This is a genomic window from Rhizobium sp. 21-4511-3d, from assembly GCF_053522545.1.
The window spans coordinates 1-17,302 of sequence record NZ_JBNWCF010000028.1 but is presented as its reverse complement, the minus strand read 5'-3'; the positions used below and the strand labels follow the sequence as shown (position 1 = coordinate 17,302).

The following is a 17,302-nucleotide window of genomic DNA, read 5'->3' as shown; positions in this document are numbered from 1 at the left end:
ATCCTCAACGCCATCATCAGGGACAACAAACCATGGCAAGACGCTTGACGCAGAAGACAGTCGCTCTCCCCTCGGGGAGAGGGCAGGGTGAGGGGGCTCCGGGTGCCGGTGGCCGCTATAGTTCCCGAATAAAAGCAACCGACCTGATAAGGGGTTGAGAGTGCCGCGAATGAACGCGCTTCTTCGTTCTGCAATCTGCGTTATTGCCCTGTCTGCCGTCGCGCCATCCGCCATGGCCCACAGCCGCACATCCGCTGCCAACCACACCGGCATCCCCGTCCCGGAAATCTCCCACGGTGAAATGGCCGTGATGGCCGATTATCGTGACCGGATCATCGCGCTTGCATCCGCCGCCACGGATACCGACGAGCCGTTCCGCCGGGTGCTGAACTATGCGCAGATCCAGTATTCCTACTGTCTCTGGGGCCGGATGCCCGGCAGCGTGACGGATGAGGAAAGTCCGTTCAACGAATGCGCCCATGCTTATCTGGCGGCAACCAAGGCAGTTTTGATGTCCCTGCGGGAGATGCCGCGGGAGGCCGAAGCGGCGAGTGCGATCGTCTCCGAAGCCGATGCCGATATGATCAGGCGAGGGCTGTCGCTGATCACCTGCCGCTTCAGCGGCGAAGCCTTCAATACGGCCGATATCGTCAGGCCGCGCTGGAGCGAGATACCGCTCCATACCGCAAGCATGGCGTCGTTGACCGGACTCTTCGCCATAATCTTCGGCGTCTTCCTTGCGGGACGCCGGTGGCTGAAGGTTCAGTCTTCGGAATAGCGCTGTTCCCGCCAGGGATCGCCGAACATGTGATAGCCGTTCATTTCCCAGAAACCCGCCCGGTCGGCGGGCATCAGGTCGATGCGGCGCAGCCATTTGGCGCTTTTCCAGAAATAGAGATGCGGCACGATGAGGCGCATCGGGCCGCCGTGATCGGCCGTCAGCGGCTGGCCCTCCCAGGCGGTCGCCAGAATCGCGTCCTCGGCGGCGAAATCGGCGAGCGGCAGGTTGGTCGTGTAGCCGTCGTAGCTCGTCAGCATGACGTAATTCGCTTGCGCCTTCGGCATAGCGCGGTCGAGCAGATCGCGGGTCGCGACGCCCTTCCATTTGTTGTCATAGCGCGACCATGTCGTGACGCAGTGGATGTCGGAGACGAAGGTGCTCTGCTCCAGCGCCTGGAAGTCGCGCCAGGAAAGCGTCAGCGGCGTTTCCACCAGGCCACGGACCTCCAGCTTCCATGTGTCGAGCGCAATCGACGGCTGCTGACCGAGATCGAGCACCGGCCAGTTCTTCACCAGATGCTGGCCGGGCGGCAGGCGGTCGGTTTCCGGGCGGGCGATGCGGCCGGTCAGGAACTTGCCTTCGGCGGCCCAGCGGCGCTTGGAGGCGGTCAGTTTGCTGTCGTCGGGGGTCTGCTCGTCGGTCATGGCACTCGTCCTCTCGCAGTGCAGCGATAGGACAATCTGGAGCCGCAGCTGTCAAGGCAGCCACACCTCTTGGAATCCTCCTCCGTGCTCATTACAATCAGCCCGTCGGGGATGCCTTCCTGGGGAGGGAGGCAGAATGGGAGGAGCCGCCGCTGTCTCAGAGGCACAGGCTTATATTCGCGCTGTTTTCAGTGCCTTTCGTCGTATTCGCCTTTTTCTACTACGGCGGATCGGTGGCGACGCGCGCCTATATGGGCGAGGCTTCGGCCCAGGCGGGAACGGCGCTGCGTCTTGCCGTCTCGGCGCTCAGCGGCCATCTCAACCGCTACGAGGCGCTGCCGGCGCTGATTGCCGATCACGACGATATCAAGGAACTGGTGGCCCACCCCGAAGACAAGGGGTTGCGGGATGCCGCCAACCTTTATCTCAAGGAGATCAACCATCTCCTGAAATCCTCCGACATCTACGTGATCACTCCTGACGGCGAGACGATCGCGGCCAGCAATTTCGATCTGCCTGACAGTTTCGTCGGCGAGAATTTCAGCTACCGGCCCTATTTTCAGGAAGCGATCGCCGGCAAGCAGTCGCGTTTCTACGCGCTCGGCACGACATCGCTGAAGCGCGGCTATTATTTCGGTTCGCCGATCAGGGTGGACGATGACATCCGCGGGGTGATCGTCTTCAAGGTCGATATCGACATGATCGAATCCTCCTGGACGGGCGGCGAATACCGCATCTTCGTCTCCGATCCTGAAGGCATCATCTTCATGTCCGGCAAGCCGGAATGGCTCTATAACAGCATCCTGCCGCTGACCACCGATCGCCTGCAACGCACCGAGGCGTCGCGCCGCTACGCCAATGCGACGCTCGCGGCATTGCCGCTGAGCCGCAGCCGCTTCGAGGATCACAATCTGATGGGGCTGGTCGAGGAGGGCGTCGAGAAGGAATATCTGGTGCTCTCCAGCTACATGACGGCCGAGGACTGGACGGTCAACGTGCTGCTCGACACCGGCTCCGTCCGGGCGCAGGCGCGCACGGCGCTTGCTGCGGTCTTCCTGTTCCTCTGCATTGCCGGGCTCGCCTTCGCGGTGCTGCGCCAGCGGCGCATGCGGCTGAACGAACGCATGCATCTGCAGGCCGAGGCGCGCAACGAGCTGGAGCGGCGCGTCGAGGAGCGCACCGCCGATCTCGCCCGCGTCAACAGCCGCATCGAGGAGGAGATCGCCGAACGCCGGCTGACGGAAAAGCAACTGCGCCAGACGCAGGCCGATCTCATTCAGGCCGGCAAGCTTGCCGGTCTCGGCCAGATGTCTGCGGCGCTCTCCCACGAGTTCAACCAGCCCCTGGCCGCCGCCAAGACCTATACCGATAGTGCCACCGTTTTGCTCGATCGCGGGCGGACCGACGAGGCGCAGGACAATATCCGGCGGATCGGCGGGCTGATCGACCGGATGGCGTCGATCAGCAAGCATTTGCGCAATTTCGCCCGCAAGCCGAACGAGAAGCTCGGCCCGGTGCCGCTGGATGAGGCAATCCGCGACACGCTGGAGATCATCGCGTGGCGGATCAAGGCGGCGGACGCCGATCTCAGGCTTGATCTCGGCCTGCATCCGCCTGTGGTGCGCGCCGGTTCCGTGCGTCTGCAGCAGGTGCTGGTTAATGTCATCTCGAATGCCGCCGATGCCGTCGAGGGGCTGGAGGACAGGCGCATCGAGGTGCGGGCTTCGGAGGAGGCGGGCAGGGTGGTGCTGACGGTTCGCGATTTCGGCCCCGGCGTGCCGGCGGCGATTGCCGAGCGCATCTTCGATCCGTTCTTCACGACGAAGGGCGTCGGCAAGGGGCTCGGCCTCGGGCTTTCGATCTCCTACAATATCATCAAGGATTTCGGCGGCAGCCTGACCGTCGCCAATCACCCGGATGGCGGGGCGGAGTTCCGCATCGAGCTGCAATCGGCCGCAGGCGCCATGCCGGAGGCGGCGGAATGAGCGAACAGAAGATCCTGCTCGTGGATGACGAGGAGGAACTGCGCCGCTCGACGGCGCAGGCGCTGGAGCTCTCGGGCTTCAGCGTCGAGACCTTCTCCAATGCCGATCATGTGCTGGAGCTGATCGGCTACAGTTTTCCGGGCGTCGTCGTCAGCGATATCCGTATGCCCGGCACCGATGGCATGACGCTGATGAGCCGGATCCGCGAGATCGATGCCGAAGTGCCCGTCATCCTCGTGACCGGCCACGGCGACGTGCAGCTGGCGGTGAAGGCGATGCGCGAGGGTGCCTATGATTTCATCGAGAAGCCGTTCACGCCGCAGATGCTGGCGGGCGTCATCAAGCGCGCCTTCGAGCGGCGCGGCCTCGTGCTCGAAAACCGGCTGCTGAAGGCGGTTGCCGGCAAGCGGGACGATATCGAGGCGCGGCTGCCGGGCCGCACGCAGGTGATGGTCGACCTGCGCTATCGCATCCGGGCGATCGGGGCGAGCGATGCGGACACGCTCATCGTCGGGGAGACCGGTGCCGGCAAGGAAGTGGTGGCGCGGGCGCTCCACGATATCAGCGCGCGGGCAAGCCGCCCCTTCATCGCCATCAATTGCGCCGCACTTCCGGCAAACCTGATCGAGAGCGAGCTTTTCGGCCATGAGGCAGGCGCTTTTCCAGGTGCCGTGCGTCCACGCTACGGCAAGTTCGAACATGGCCGCGGGGGGACGATCCTGCTCGACGAGATCGGCTCGATGCCCTTCGATCTGCAGGCGAAGTTTCTGCGGGTGCTGCAGGAGCGGGTGATCTCGCGGCTCGGCTCCAACGAGATCGTGCCGCTCGACGTGCGCTTCATCGCCACCAGCAAGGTCGATCTGGAGGAGGAGGTTGCGGCGGGACGGTTCCGTGCCGATCTCTTCTACCGGCTGAATGTCGCAACGCTGCATGTTCCGGCGCTGGCGCAGCGGCGGCCGGATATTCCGCTGCTCTTTCTCCAGTTGGTGCGCGAGGCGGCGGCGCGATACGGGCGGGACGACATGCCGGTTTCGCCGGACCTGATCTCCGATATCGCCCAGCGCGACTGGCCGGGCAATGTGCGCGAGTTGCGCAATGCTGCCGACCGTTTCGTGCTCGGTCTCGATGGCGGCGAGCGGCCGAATGGCGAGGCGACGGGGCTGGCGGATCGCGTCGCCGAATTCGAGCGCGGCGTCATTGCCAGCGCGCTGGTTGCCCATGGCGGCAGTCTCAAGCCGGTCTACGAGTCGCTGCAGATATCGCGCAAGACGCTGTACGAGAAGATGCAGAAATACGGGCTCGACAAGAAGCTGCTGGTTTCCGAATAGGCTGAATGGGTGGATTTCCACCCATCGCTATCCGCCTTTGTTTCCAAATCGACCCATGCTGCAGCGCACGCAGGCGAAATCTCTGCCCGATGGCATGCCCCGCCGATTGCGGCCCGCCCGTTTACCACCTGTTAATGGCCTCATCTCACCGGCGCATGGGAAGCGTCGGCGGAGCCTGTTTTCATCAGGGAGGAAAACGATGAAACTCTTCAAGGCCATGCTTGGCATGACGGCGGCCGCTGCCGTCTCTCTTTTCGCTGCCGGTGCATCCGCACAGGGCTATCCTGAACGCACCATCACCATGGTCGTGCCCTTCGCGGCCGGTGGCCCGACGGACACAGTCGCGCGCCTCGTCGCCGAATCCATGTCGAAGGACTTGGGACAGCAGATCGTGGTCGAAAACGTCGGCGGCGCCGGCGGCACGCTCGGTGCCGGCCGCGTTGCCGCTGCCGATCCGGATGGCTACACGATCCTGCTGCATCACATCGGCATGGCGACATCGGCCACGCTCTACCGCAAGCTCGCCTATGACACACTGAATGCCTTCGAATATGTCGGTCTCGTCACCGACGTTCCGATGACGATCGTCGCCCGCAAGGATTTCGAACCGGCAGACCTCAAGAGCCTCGTCGAATACGTCAAGGCGAACAAGGACAAGGTTACCTACGCCAATGCCGGTATCGGTGCAGCCTCGCATCTCTGCGGCATGATGTTCATGAGCGCCATCCAGACGCCGCTGACGACCGTTCCCTACAAGGGCACCGGTCCGGCGATGACGGATCTGCTCGGCGGCCAAGTCGATATCATGTGCGACCAGACCACCAACACGACGAAGCAGATCCAGGGCGGCACGATCAAGGCCTATGCCGTGACCTCGCCGAAGCGCCTCGACGTTCTGAAGGACGTTCCGACGGCCGTCGAAGGAGGCCTGCCGGGCTTCGAGGTCGGCATCTGGCACGGTGTCTACACGCCGAAGGGCACGCCTGCCGAAATCAACGAGCGCCTGTCGAAGTCGCTGCAGGTGGCGCTGAAGGACGAGAACGTCGTCAAGCGCTTCGCCGAACTCGGCACCGCGCCATCGCCGGATGCCGATGCGACGCCGGCTGCGCTGAAGACCAAGCTCGAGACCGAAATCGCCCGCTGGAAGCCGGTGATCGAGGCTGCCGGCGAATACGCCGACTGATTGGCCGCCAACGTCGAGTGCGGAGCCCCCTCACCCTAACCCTCTCCCCTTGGGGAGAAGGTGCCCGTCAGGGCGGATGAGGGGGCTACCCGCTTCGACGCCAACTCTCTCCAACCCCACGGAGACACCATGAAATCTGTCACATTCGACACCACAAATGCGATCTGCGGCGCGCTTCTGGTCGCGACCGGCGCATTCTTCGCCTATCAGTCCTTCACGCTCGAACTCGGCACCGCGCTGCGCATGGGGCCGGGCTATTTCCCGCTGGTGCTTTCGGTGGTGCTGGTCATCCTCGGCGCCATCGTCTTCATCCAGGCGCTGCGCGTCGAGGGTGAGCCGATCGATCCCTTTGCCTGGCGCGGGATGCTCTTCATTCTTCCGGCACCCGTCCTGTTTGGGCTGACGGTTCGCGGCCTCGGCTTTGCGCCGTCGCTGTTCCTCGCCGCCTTCGTCGCCTGTTTCGCGTCGCAGAAGATGAACGTCTTCTACGCGCTGATCCTGTCGCTCGGGCTCACGGTGTTCTCGGTTGCCGTGTTCAGCTATGGCCTCGGCCTGCCGTTCGAGCGCTTCGGTCCGTGGACCCGGTTCTAAGGAGACGGCGATGGAACTTTTCAGCAATCTCGCGCTCGGTTTCGCAACGGCGGCCACGCCCGCAAACCTGCTCTTCTGCCTTATCGGCGTCCTTCTCGGCACGCTCATCGGCGTTCTCCCCGGCATCGGCGCCACGGCGACGATCGCCATGCTGCTGCCGATCACCTTCCAGCTGGAGCCGGTCTCCTCGCTGATCATGCTCGCCGGCATCTATTACGGCGCCCAATATGGCGGTTCGACGACGGCGATCCTGATCAACATGCCGGGCGAGTCCTCCTCGGCGGTGACGGCGATCGACGGATACCAGATGGCCCGGAAGGGCAGGGCGGGGGCCGCACTTGCGATCGCAGCACTCGGCTCGTTCTTCGCAGGAACGGTTTCCACCTTCCTCGTCGCCATCTTCGCGCCGCCGCTGACCGAGATCGCGCTGAAGTTCGGCGCGCCCGAATATTTCTCGCTGATGATCGTCGGTCTGGTGTCGTCAATCGCGCTGGCGCATGGCTCGGTCATCAAAGCGCTGGCGATGGTGGCGCTCGGCCTGCTGCTCGGCCTCGTCGGCACCGATATCTATACCGGTACGCCGCGCTTCACGCTCGGCATCCGCGAATATGCCGACGGGCTGAACTTCGTGGCGCTCGCCGTCGGTGTCTTCGGCGTCGCCGAAATCCTGCGCAATCTCGAAGGCGAGTCGACGCGCACGGTGCTGATGAACAAGGTGACCGGCCTTCTGCCTTCGAAGCAGGAATTCAAGGAGATGATTGCTCCGGTCCTTCGCGGCACGGTGATCGGCTCGGCGCTCGGCATCCTGCCGGGCGGCGGCGCCATCCTTGCGTCCTTCGCCTCCTATACGGTGGAGAAGCGTTCGTCGAAGAAGCCGGAGGAATTCGGGCATGGTGCGGTCGCCGGTGTTGCCGGTCCTGAATCGGCCAATAATGCAGGCGCGCAGACCTCGTTCATTCCGCTTCTGACGCTCGGCATTCCGGCCAACCCGGTCATGGCGCTGATGGTCGGCGCGATGATCATCCAGGGTATCGTTCCCGGCCCGAATGTCGCGACCGAACAGCCGGCGCTGTTCTGGGGCATCATCGCCTCGATGTGGATCGGCAACCTGATGCTCGTCATCCTCAACCTGCCGCTGATCGGCCTCTGGGTGAAGCTGCTGACGGTGCCCTATTACGTGCTCTTCCCGGTGATCATGGCCTTCTGCTCGATCGGGGTCTACAGCGTCAATTCCAACGTCTACGACCTCTATGCCGTCGCCTTCTTCGGCCTGATCGGCTACGTGCTGGCGAAGCTGCGCTGCGAGCCGGCGCCGCTGCTGCTCGGCTTCGTGCTCGGGCCGCTGCTGGAAGAGAACCTGCGGCGCGCGATGATCCTGTCGCGCGGCGATCCGACGACCTTCCTGACCCGGCCGATCAGCGCCACGCTGCTCGCCATCGCGCTTGCCGTTCTCATCATCGTCTTCCTGCCGAGCGTGAAGAAGAAGCGCGAGGAGGTCTTCGTCGAGGAAACGTGAGGGGTTGAACTCACTGCCTCTTTGTAGAACAAAGGGATACCTGAGACGGGCGCCGTTCTGGCGCCCGTTTTCGCATGCACAGGACATCCCGGCTCATGACCATTCCCGCCCGGATCAAGGACGATCTACCTTTCCTCACCTCGCTTCGCCGTGATCTTCACGCGCATCCCGAGCTCGGCTTCGAAGAGGAGCGCACAAGCGGCATCGTCGCGAAACTGCTGGAGGAGGCCGGTATCAAGGTTCACCGCGGGCTTGGCACCACCGGCGTCGTCGGCACGCTGCAGGTCGGCAACGGCACGCGCGTCATCGGCCTGCGCGCCGATATGGATGCGCTGGCGATGCCGGAAATTGCCGAGCGGCCGTACAAGTCAACGGTTCAGGGCAAGATGCACGCGTGCGGCCATGACGGCCACACTTCGATGCTGCTCGGTGCCGCGCGCTATCTGGCTGAAACCAAGGGCTTTTCGGGCACGGTGCATTTCATCTTCCAGCCGGCCGAAGAGGGACGCGGCGGCGCGCGGCGGATGGTCGAGGAGGGGCTGTTCAAGCTCTTCCCCTGCGATGCTGTCTATGGCCTGCACAACATGCCGGGGCTCGATGTCGATGAGATCGCCGTCGTCGAGGGGCCGCAGCTTGCCTCATCCGACAGCTGGCGTGTCACCTTCCGCGGCACCGGCACGCATGGCGCCAAGCCGCATCTCGGGCGCGACCCGATCACCGCCGCCGGCACCTTCCTTGCTTCGCTGCAGACCATCGTCGGCCGAGTCGTCGATCCGCTGCAGCCGGCCGTGGTCAGCGCCTGCTCGCTGCAGGCCGGCGATCCGAAGGCGCTGAACGTCATCCCCGATATCGTCGAGATCGGCGGCACGGCGCGGGCCTATTCGCCCGAGGTGCGCGATCAGCTGGAAAAAGAGATAGGCCGTCTGGCGCAGGGCACGGCGCAGATGTTCGGCATTGCTGCAGACTACGGCTTCGAGCGGCGTATTCCGCCTGTGGTCAACGATGCCGATGCGACGGCGCGGGCGCTTGGCGCTGCGGGCGAAGTGTTCGGCGCGAAGGTCCGCACCAGCTTTCCGCCGTCGACGGCGGGGGATGACTTTGCCTTCTTCGGGCAGAATGCACCTGGGTGCTATGTCTGGCTTGGCAACGGGCCGGCCGTGGATGGGGCGCTGCACCACAATGCGGCTTATGACTTCAATGATGGCGCGCTTGGGTTTGGGGCGGCTTATTGGGTGAAGCTGGTGGAGCGGGAGTTGGCGGCTTAGGTCGCGCCCGGAGCCCCCTCATCCGCCCTTCGGGCACCTTCTCCCCCAAGGGAGAAGGGACGTGCGGCCCCGCTCCGGTTTTCCCTTCTCCCCAGCGGGGAGAAGGTGCCGGCAGGCGGATGAGGGGGCCAAGCCCTCAAGGCTGTCCCTACGACACTATCTCCAGTACCGGCGTTTCCAGCACCTTCCCCGTCAGCACATCAGCAATCCCCATATCCGTCTGATGCGGGCCGATATTGCAGGCGAGCGTCGCGCCGAAGCAGGCCTTGAAGACGAGGTAGGGCGGCTGCCAGGTGACGATCTTTTCCATCGCCTGGCGGATATCGCGGAAACCCTTTGCCGTCTCGGCAAGTGAGGCCTCGGTCACCAATCCTGAGAGCGGCAGCGGCAACAGCGCGAGGATGACGCCATCCCTGGCAACCGCCATGCCGCCGCCTGCTGCAATCACCGCATTCGCGGCGGCTGCCATGTCGGCGGTGTTGCCGCCGAAGACCGTCAGGTTGTGGCTGTCATGCGAGACGGTGGTGCAGAAGGCGCCGTGCCATTCGCCCCAACCGGTCAGGAAGCCGGTGCGCGGTCGGGGCGCGGCAAGGCCGTGCCGGTGGGCGACGGAGATCATCGTGCTGCCCTGAGGCGGCACGACGAAGCCGTGCTCGACACTGGTTTCCGCTTCGCCCCATTGCGTGAAGCGCGGGCGGTCGATGGTGGCGACGCGGACGCGGTTGCCCTCGGAGCGGACCTTGAAATCGTCTTCGCAGAGCGCCGGAAGCTTGACCGAGTTCATCAGCGGCGCGGTATCGAGCGGCTTCAGGGGTACCGTCATTGCGCCGTCCTGCGCGATGGTGCGGCCGTTGGCAATGACAAGCCGTGCCCTGAAGTCGGTGAGATCGTCGAAGAGCACAATATCGGCGCGGCGTCCGGCGGCGATGAGGCCGAGATCGCTGCGTTTCAGGCGCTGGGCGGGGTTGAAGGTGGCGGCGCGCAGCGCCCATTCCGGCTTCATGCCGTAGCGCACGAGGCGGCGGATCACGTCATCGAGGCCGCCGCCATCGAGCAGTTCGTCGGGGAAGACGTCGTCGGTGCAGAGCGTCACGGTCGGCGGCAGGTGGCCGATGCCATCCAGCGCCTCGACGAATTCACGCAGCAGGTGATCATGCGAACCGCGGAGTTCGATCGTCATTCCGGCCGCAAGCTTCTGCAGGAGGTCGGCGCCGGAGGTTAGCTCGTGGTCGGAGGTAATGCCGGAGGCCATGAAGGCGTTGAGATCGGCGCCTTCGAGGCCGCGGGCATGGCCGCAGACGAGCTTGCCGGATGCGAGCCCGGCATTGACGATCGCCGTCATCCGCGGATCGCCCTCGATGACGCCGCGCATGTTCATGACTTCCGCAACGCCGCCGACGGCAGGCGAGCGCAGCATTTCGGTGATCACGGATGCATCGAAATCCGCACCGGCGCGTTCGAGGCCGGGTGCGGAGGGGACGCAGGAGGGCGCCAGCAGGATCATCCGGAGCGGCAGGCCTGACGATGCCTCGATCGCCCAGCGAACGCCATCAAGGCCGTGGACATTGCCGAATTCATGCGGATCCCAGAGGATCGTCGTCACGCCGCGCGGCAGCACTGCCCGGGCATATTCGGCAGGCGTGACCATCGAGCTCTCGACATGCATATGCGTGTCGATCAGGCCCGGGGTGATGATGGCGCCAGTGGCGTCGATCATCTCAAGCGCATCGGCCCGGCTTCCCGGCGCGTGGACGCTTGCGATCAGCGGTCCGGTGAGGCCGATATCGGCTTCGCGGATCAGGCCGGTGACCGCGTCGAGCAGCTTTCCGCCCGATATCAGCACGTCGAACGGCAGATCGCCGCGGGCGGCGGCCACGGCGCGGGCGCGCAGCTGGGGATCGTTGAGGTCGGCGGGTTCCGGTCGCAATGGAGAGCTCATCTGCCGGCCTCGCGTGCGAGCGCGCCGAGGATGATGGCACGCGCGGCTTCGACATCGATATCGACGGCGAATTCAGCATTGGGCGCGGCATGCGTGGCGCGGGTCTCGACGACGGTGCGGCCGCGGGTGAACTGGCCGGCGAGCTCGACATCGATGCGCGCGGCGCGGAAGGTGACGAGCTCGGATGCCACGAAGGCGACGGCGGCCGAGGGATCGTAGATCGCCATGGCAGCGCGGCCGCGGCTGACGCCGATATCGATATAACCAGCCAGCATGTCGGCGATCAGTTCGGCGTTGGCGCCGCCTGCCTGGCGGATCGGCGTGACGTCATCCGGGCGGGCCAGGACTTTGCGGCAGAGATCGAGATCGATCATCTTCAGCGGCAGGCCGTGGCTGATGACGATTGCCAGCGCTTCGGGATCGGCAAGGGCGTTGAACTCGGCGGAGGCCGTGTGGTTGCCGATCGTGACACCGCCGCCCATCCAGGTGAGCTCGGTGATGCGGCCGGCGAGATCGGGGCGGGCCAGCGCCAGAGCAGCGATATTGGTCAGCGGTCCGAGCGCCAGGATGCGGCGCGGGCCGTCCCCTTCGAGCCAGCGGCAGAGCGCCAGGAAGGCGTCGCTTTCAGGGAGAGGCGCTGCGGCGGGGAGGCTCTTGCCTGCCGTCGGGATGCCGGTATCGCCGAGGATCGCCTGGGCCGTCTCGATCTTGCCGATCACGGGATTGGCGCGGCCGCTATGGATGGGGAAATTCCAGCCGAACGCCTGTGCGGCGCCTGCCGCATTGACTTTCACCTGCGGCAGCGGCGTGTTGCCGAAGACCAGCGAAATGCCGTCTATGTCAAGCTTCGACGGCGCCACCACCAGAATGGCGGCGATATCGTCGAAGCCCATGTCGGTATCGATCCAGACACCCATCATATCACCCGAAATGCGAGAGGCTGGCTGCCGCGGCAAGCGGCAGGTCGAAGGAAAGTGCGGTGCCGATCGCATGGGCCGCGAGGCCTGCGTCGACCTCCGCCTTGATCGGCCCCAGCGGCGTATCCAGCAGGTATTCCCGCGTGTTGCCGGCATAGGAGGTGCCGCGCACAGTTCCCTGGAAAGGACCGGAACCAAGGGTGACCGTGCGCGGCCGCCAGGCCAACCCTGCCGCCTGAGGCGCAGGAGCCGGCAAATCGACTGGACCGTTTGGTGTGACGAGCTTGCCGCCTTCGAGCTTGAAGACGTTCTCGAAGCCGACGAAATCGGCGACGAAGGCGGAGACGGGGCAGTTGTAGATATCTTCGGGCGTGCCGATCTGCTCGATGCCGCCGTTCAACATCACGACGATCCGGTCGGCAAGCGCCAGCGCTTCCACCTGATCATGGGTGACGAAGATCATCGTGACGCCGGTCTCCTTCTGGACGCGCTGCAGCTCGGCGCGCATTTCCAGGCGCAGGCGGGCGTCGAGGTTCGACAGCGGCTCGTCGAGCAGCAGCACCTTCGGCTCCATCACCATCGAGCGGGCGAGCGCCACGCGCTGCTGCTGCCCGCCCGAGAGTTCGGCGGGCTTGCGGCTGGCGAAGCTCGAAAGGCCGACCGATTTCAGGCCGGAGGTGACCCGCTTGTCGAGATCCTGACCGGAGACGCTCTTGAGGCGCAGGCCGAAGGCGACGTTTTCGTAGACGGTCAGATGCGGGAAGAGGGCGTAGGACTGGAAGACCAGGCCGACATTGCGCTTGTTGGCCGAAACGCGGGTGATGTCGTCGCCGTCGAGGTTGATGCGGCCGGAGGCGGGCGTCAGCAGGCCGGCGATCGAGCGCATTGTCGTCGTCTTGCCGCAGCCGGACGGGCCAAGCAGGGCGACAAGCTCGCCCTTTTCGATCGTGAGGTCGAGGTCCTTCACCGCGACCGTATCGCCGTAGGCCAGCGTCAGCTTGTCGAGTTGAAGATAGGCATCAGACATAACGCGAGAATCCCAGGAAGCGTTCGGCAAGGAAGACGATGCCGATGGACAGGAAGGCGAGCAGCGAGGAGAGCGCTGCGATCGACGGATCGTAGGTGGTTTCCATGTAGCCCAGCATGTCGATCGGCAGGGTGCGGACACCAGGGCCGGAAAGGAACAGCGAGACCGGCACCTGATTGAAGCTGGTGACGAAGCCGAGGATGAAGGCGGCGAGAATGCCGCCGCGGATATTCGGCATGACGACGCGGAAGAAGGCGCCCGTGCGCGAAGAGCCGAGCAGCACGGCCGCCTCCTCGATATCCGAGCGCAGGTTGTTGAGGCTCGCCGAGACGACGCGCACCGCATAGGGCAGCACCAGCGCCGTATGCGCGAAGAACAGCGCTAGCGTGATGTTGAAGCCGAAGGGCACGACGAGATAGCGCAGCAGCGCCAGGCCGACGATGATGCCGGGCACGATGATCGGCAGGGAGACGATGGTGCGCACCGTCTCGCCGAAAGGCAGCTTGTAGCGCGACAGGGCGTAGGCGGCGGGAATGCCGAGAATGAGGGCCGACAGCGTGCCGAAGACGGCGAGGAACATCGACATGGCGAAGCTCTCGCGGAAGCTGTCGATGGTGAAGACCTTGGCGACCCATTTCAGCGACAGGCCCTGCGGCGGGAAGGCCAGCGTATCGCCGGCCGAAAGCGAGGCGGCGATGATGATCAGGAACGGGCCGATCAGGAAGGTCAGCAGCAGGCCGAGGACGATGGGCGGGAAGAGGCGGGATGTCATCGCTTGTTCCTCGCGGTCGCCAGGCGTTTCAAGAGGATGTTGGCGGCAAAGCTCATGACGATCAGCATGAAGGCGATGACGCTGGCCGAGACGAAATTGTTGGAGACGGAGACCTGCTGGTAGAGCAGGGTCTCGAGCATCAGCACCTTGGAGCCGCCGAGGACGGCGGGGGTGATATAGGCGGTCAGCGAGCCGGTGAAGACGAGCGTGCCACCGACGACGAGGCCTTCCTTGGTCAGCGGCAGGATGACCTTCCAGAAGACCTGAAACCAATTGGCGCCGAGCACGCGGGCTGCCGGGATCGCATCCTTCGGCATGTTCTCGAGCGCGCTGATCAGCGACAGGATCATCAAGGGCAGGAAGAGCTGCAGGAGGCCGATGAAGACGGCGGTCTCGGTGAAGAGCAGGCGCAGCGGTTCGTCGCTGAAGCCGAGGCCGGTGATCGCCTGATTGACGATGCCGGTGCGGCCGAGGATGACGATCCAGGCATAGGTGCGGGCGACCGGCGAGATCATCAGCGGCAATGTGACGAGGCCGATCATCCGGCCCTTGCCCTTCGGCGGGAGGTTGACGATCGCAAAGGCCGCGGCATAGCCGATGACGGCGGAGACGGCGGTGACTTCGAGCCCGAGCTTGAAGGTGCGGATGAAGACGGTGCGGTTCAGCTGCTCGGAGAAAAAGCCGGTATAGGCCGACAGCGTCCAGGCGCCATCGGCATGAAAGCCTTCGGAGAGAAGAATGGCGACGGGCAGCAGGAAGACCACGGCGGCGAAGACCGCCGCCGGCAGCGCAAGCGCCAAAGCTTCTGCTCTGTTCTGAAACATCGGGAGCCTTTTCTCAGGCGGGAAGGAAACGGTCCCGGCGGGCCGGGACCGGCGATGGATGGCTTACTGGCCGACGGTGTTGTTCCATTCCTTCAGCCAGGTGTCGCGGTTGTCGAGCGCCACGGCCGAGGGAATGAGCTTCAAGCTTTTGGCCGTTTCTTCGCCATAGGTGAGATTGTTGGCGGCGGCTTCCGACAGCTTCACTTCCTTGTTGGCAGGGCTGTCGACGAGCTTTTCGGCAAGCTTGGTCTGGATGTCGGTGGAGAGCCAGAAATCCATGAACTGCAGCGCCAGGTCCTGGTTCTTGGAGCCCTTGGTCAGGATCATGACGTTCATGCCGCCGGTCTGGCCTTCCTTCGGGGTTGCCCAGGCAACGGGAACGTCGAGCTTGGTGAAGCCCGCCCAGGAGAAGCGGCCGATCGGGGCTGCCCAGATCTCTTCCTGCTGCATCAGCTGCACGAGCTGCGAGGATTTTTCGTAGAAGGTGACGATGTCGTCCTTCTTCTCGCCGACGGCTTCGATGGCGCCCTTCAGGTCGGGCGTATCCTTGCCGAGCGCCTGGCCGAGCATGAAGAGCGCCGGCGGGCCCTGGTTGGTCGTGACATTCGGGAAGGCGACGTGGCCGACATATTCAGGCTTCAGGAGATCGGCCCAGGACTCGATCTTCATCTTGTCGGAACGGTAGGCGATCGAGGTGGCATAGAAAGTGTAGCCGACGCTCATGCCGTCGCCGTTCGGATCCTTGGCGATGTCGTAGAGCTTGCCGAAATTGGTGAGCTTAGAGGTGTCGATCTTCTCGATCAGGTCCTTGCGGGTGGCGGAGAGCGCGTCGGCCATCGAAACGACGGCCATATCGACGACGGGGTTTGCCTTGTTGGCTTCCATCTTGGCGAGGCGCTCGACGCTGTTGCCGGTCTCGACGACGAGCTTGCAGCCGCACTGCTTCTCGAAGGGATCGTAGACGATCGTCTTGAAGTCGTCCTGAGCGAAGGCATAGACGGAGATCGTCAGCGTACGTTCCTGCGCCGAGGCGGCGAGCGGGGAGAGCGCCAGCAGCGCTACCGATGCGATGAGGGTCTTCATGTCAGGAGTTCTCCATCTGTCAGGTTTTGTTTTGCCGGGCTCACAGGCCCGGAGGATTGACGGACGATCAATTGCATGGGCACGCGATCGGTTTCCGCAGTCACGATGATCCCCTCGCGGGTGCCGCTTTCCATGATCACCTTCAGCAGCGCTGAAATGGCGATCTCGGCGATCCGGTCCATGTCCATGCGCGCAGTGGTCAGCGCCGGGGTGACAACCGGCGACCAGATGAGGTCGTCGAAGCCGGTGACGCTGACATCGGTGGGAACATTGATGCCGTCCTGTTGCAGCTCGGTCAGTGCGCGCAGCGCCTGAAGGTCGGAGAGCGCGGCGAAGGCGGTGAAGCCCTCGGCGGCCTTCTTGGCGAGGCCGAGCCGGCAGCCGCTTCCCGATGTCTGCTCGAGCTTCTCGATCCACAGCGTTTCCGAGCTCATCCCTGCGGTCAGGCCCGAGCGGATGCCGCCGGCGCGGTCGTTCTGGACGTTCGATTCCGGATTGTTGCCGATGATGAGCACGCGCTTGTGGCCGAGGCTCGCGAGATGGGCGGCGATCTGCTGGCCGCCCTGCCAGTGGTCGGCGGCGACGGTATTGCCGGGGGTGGAGGCCGTGTCGATGACGGCGACCGGGCAGCTGGAGGCGGAGATGCGTGTGGCGCGGCGCGGCACCACGACCATGCCGTCGACGCCGCGCTCGATCAGCCGGTTGATGGCTTCGGTCTGCGCCGTCACGTCGCCGCGGGAGTCGGCGATCAGCACGCCGTAATCGGCGGACTTTGCCGCAAATTCGATGGCCTGGGCGATCTTCGGAAAGAGCGGGTTGGCGATATCGGGCAGCACGAGGCCAAGGACACCGCTGCGGCCGGTGCGCAGGGCGCGGCCCGCCTGGCTCGGGATATAGCCGAGCTCGGCGGCATGTTCGCGGATCTTTTCCGCCAGCTGTTCGGAAACGCGGCCCTTGCCCGACAAGGCATTCGAAACGGTCGCTACGGAGACGCCGAGCGCCGTCGCGATCCTGCTCAAATTCGGTCCCGGGCGTGACGAAGCCATGGTTTGCCGTGCGGTTTGATTAATCGTTTAATCAGCGTGTACAGGAAGCATGTGGCGTTGTCGAATCGAATCTTAGCGCAATGCGGGTTTTCCGCACTGGATTAGAGGTTGCGAACATAAAAAAAGCCCCGCGAAAGCGGGGCTTTTCTCGGATCGTTTGGAGCGACCGTTACTTCTTCTTGACCGAAACGGTCTCAACCTTTGCTACAGCAGCCGGCTTTGCACCATCAGGCGCATAGCCACCGCCGATGGCGACGTTGAGCGAGACATAGTCCTTGGCCATCTGCTGGACAGCAGCAGCAAGGCTTGCCTGGGCGGTCGAGACGTTGCGCTGCGAGTCGAGAACGTCGAGCAGCGAGGAGGCGCCGTCCTTGTAGCTGGCGGTCGACAGTTCCAGCGAT

General features: G+C 64.3%; 15 protein-coding genes and 2 pseudogenes. 7 read left to right on the top strand and 10 right to left on the bottom strand.

The window, feature by feature from the left end; translation table 11 throughout:
• The first annotated feature begins 154 nt into the window (after positions 1-154).
• A complete protein-coding gene (locus ACQZ5H_RS32290) occupies positions 155-778 on the top strand; it encodes a hypothetical protein (RefSeq protein WP_449100187.1) in 624 nt (207 codons plus the stop codon).
• On the opposite strand, the gene ACQZ5H_RS32285 is transcribed toward ACQZ5H_RS32290, so the two are convergent.
• Positions 763-1,425, bottom strand: a complete 663-nt coding sequence (locus ACQZ5H_RS32285; RefSeq protein ID WP_449100186.1) for a sulfite oxidase-like oxidoreductase — start codon at positions 1,423-1,425, stop codon at positions 763-765. The two genes, ACQZ5H_RS32290 and ACQZ5H_RS32285, sit on opposite strands and share 16 nt — an antisense overlap.
• A 111-nt stretch (positions 1,426-1,536) precedes the next feature.
• On the opposite strand from ACQZ5H_RS32285, the pseudogene ACQZ5H_RS32280 reads away from it, so the two are divergent.
• The 6 genes and pseudogenes from ACQZ5H_RS32280 to ACQZ5H_RS32255 all read left to right on the top strand — a co-directional run bounded on the left by ACQZ5H_RS32280 (position 1,537) and on the right by ACQZ5H_RS32255 (position 9,293).
• A pseudogene (locus ACQZ5H_RS32280) lies at positions 1,537-3,410 on the top strand (sensor histidine kinase).
• On the top strand, positions 3,407-4,738 hold the full coding sequence (locus ACQZ5H_RS32275) for a sigma-54-dependent transcriptional regulator (RefSeq protein ID WP_449100185.1): 1,332 nt from the start codon (positions 3,407-3,409) through the stop codon (positions 4,736-4,738). The pseudogene ACQZ5H_RS32280 and the gene ACQZ5H_RS32275 overlap by 4 nt, the downstream one beginning before the upstream one ends.
• Positions 4,739-4,937: 199 nt before the next feature.
• Positions 4,938-5,921 carry a tripartite tricarboxylate transporter substrate binding protein BugD gene (locus ACQZ5H_RS32270; protein WP_112718897.1) on the top strand — a complete coding sequence of 328 codons (984 nt, stop codon included), beginning with the start codon at positions 4,938-4,940 and terminating at the stop codon, positions 5,919-5,921.
• 129 nt (positions 5,922-6,050) lie between these two features.
• Positions 6,051-6,512, top strand: coding sequence for a tripartite tricarboxylate transporter TctB family protein (locus tag ACQZ5H_RS32265; RefSeq protein ID WP_449100184.1), 462 nt, complete (start codon positions 6,051-6,053; stop codon positions 6,510-6,512).
• Between the two features lie 10 nt (positions 6,513-6,522).
• Entirely contained in the window at positions 6,523-8,028 is a 1,506-nt protein-coding gene (locus ACQZ5H_RS32260) for a tripartite tricarboxylate transporter permease (RefSeq protein ID WP_449100183.1), read from the top strand.
• Between the two features lie 95 nt (positions 8,029-8,123).
• Positions 8,124-9,293, top strand: coding sequence for a M20 aminoacylase family protein (locus tag ACQZ5H_RS32255; protein ID WP_449100182.1), 1,170 nt, complete (start codon positions 8,124-8,126; stop codon positions 9,291-9,293).
• On the opposite strand, the pseudogene ACQZ5H_RS32250 reads toward ACQZ5H_RS32255, so the two are convergent.
• From ACQZ5H_RS32250 to ACQZ5H_RS32210, 9 genes and pseudogenes are all read right to left on the bottom strand, one after another.
• Positions 9,293-9,425, bottom strand: a pseudogene (locus ACQZ5H_RS32250) (endonuclease domain-containing protein); the annotation flags it as partial. The gene ACQZ5H_RS32255 and the pseudogene ACQZ5H_RS32250 sit on opposite strands and share 1 nt — an antisense overlap.
• Positions 9,426-9,441: 16 nt before the next feature.
• Positions 9,442-11,232, bottom strand: a complete 1,791-nt coding sequence (locus ACQZ5H_RS32245) for an adenine deaminase (protein WP_449100181.1) — start codon at positions 11,230-11,232, stop codon at positions 9,442-9,444.
• Positions 11,229-12,149 carry a nucleoside hydrolase gene (locus ACQZ5H_RS32240; RefSeq protein WP_449100180.1) on the bottom strand — a complete coding sequence of 307 codons (921 nt, stop codon included), beginning with the start codon at positions 12,147-12,149 and terminating at the stop codon, positions 11,229-11,231. The genes ACQZ5H_RS32245 and ACQZ5H_RS32240 overlap by 4 nt, the downstream gene beginning before the upstream one ends.
• A gap of 4 nt (positions 12,150-12,153) precedes the next feature.
• Positions 12,154-13,176 (bottom strand): ABC transporter ATP-binding protein, encoded by a 1,023-nt coding sequence (locus ACQZ5H_RS32235; RefSeq protein ID WP_449100179.1) that lies wholly within the window; start codon positions 13,174-13,176, stop codon positions 12,154-12,156.
• Positions 13,169-13,948, bottom strand: coding sequence for an ABC transporter permease (locus ACQZ5H_RS32230; RefSeq protein ID WP_112718903.1), 780 nt, complete (start codon positions 13,946-13,948; stop codon positions 13,169-13,171). Before ACQZ5H_RS32230 ends, ACQZ5H_RS32235 begins: the two co-directional genes overlap by 8 nt.
• Entirely contained in the window at positions 13,945-14,772 is an 828-nt protein-coding gene (locus tag ACQZ5H_RS32225) for an ABC transporter permease (RefSeq protein ID WP_112718904.1), read from the bottom strand. Before ACQZ5H_RS32225 ends, ACQZ5H_RS32230 begins: the two co-directional genes overlap by 4 nt.
• Positions 14,773-14,835: 63 nt before the next feature.
• Positions 14,836-15,855 (bottom strand): polyamine ABC transporter substrate-binding protein, encoded by a 1,020-nt coding sequence (locus tag ACQZ5H_RS32220; RefSeq protein WP_112718905.1) that lies wholly within the window; start codon positions 15,853-15,855, stop codon positions 14,836-14,838.
• Positions 15,852-16,901 (bottom strand): LacI family DNA-binding transcriptional regulator, encoded by a 1,050-nt coding sequence (locus ACQZ5H_RS32215; protein WP_449100178.1) that lies wholly within the window; start codon positions 16,899-16,901, stop codon positions 15,852-15,854. The genes ACQZ5H_RS32220 and ACQZ5H_RS32215 overlap by 4 nt, the downstream gene beginning before the upstream one ends.
• A 169-nt stretch (positions 16,902-17,070) precedes the next feature.
• Positions 17,071-17,302, bottom strand: a 232-nt coding sequence (locus ACQZ5H_RS32210; RefSeq protein WP_449100177.1) for a TolC family protein, incomplete at its 5' end; no start/stop codon positions are given.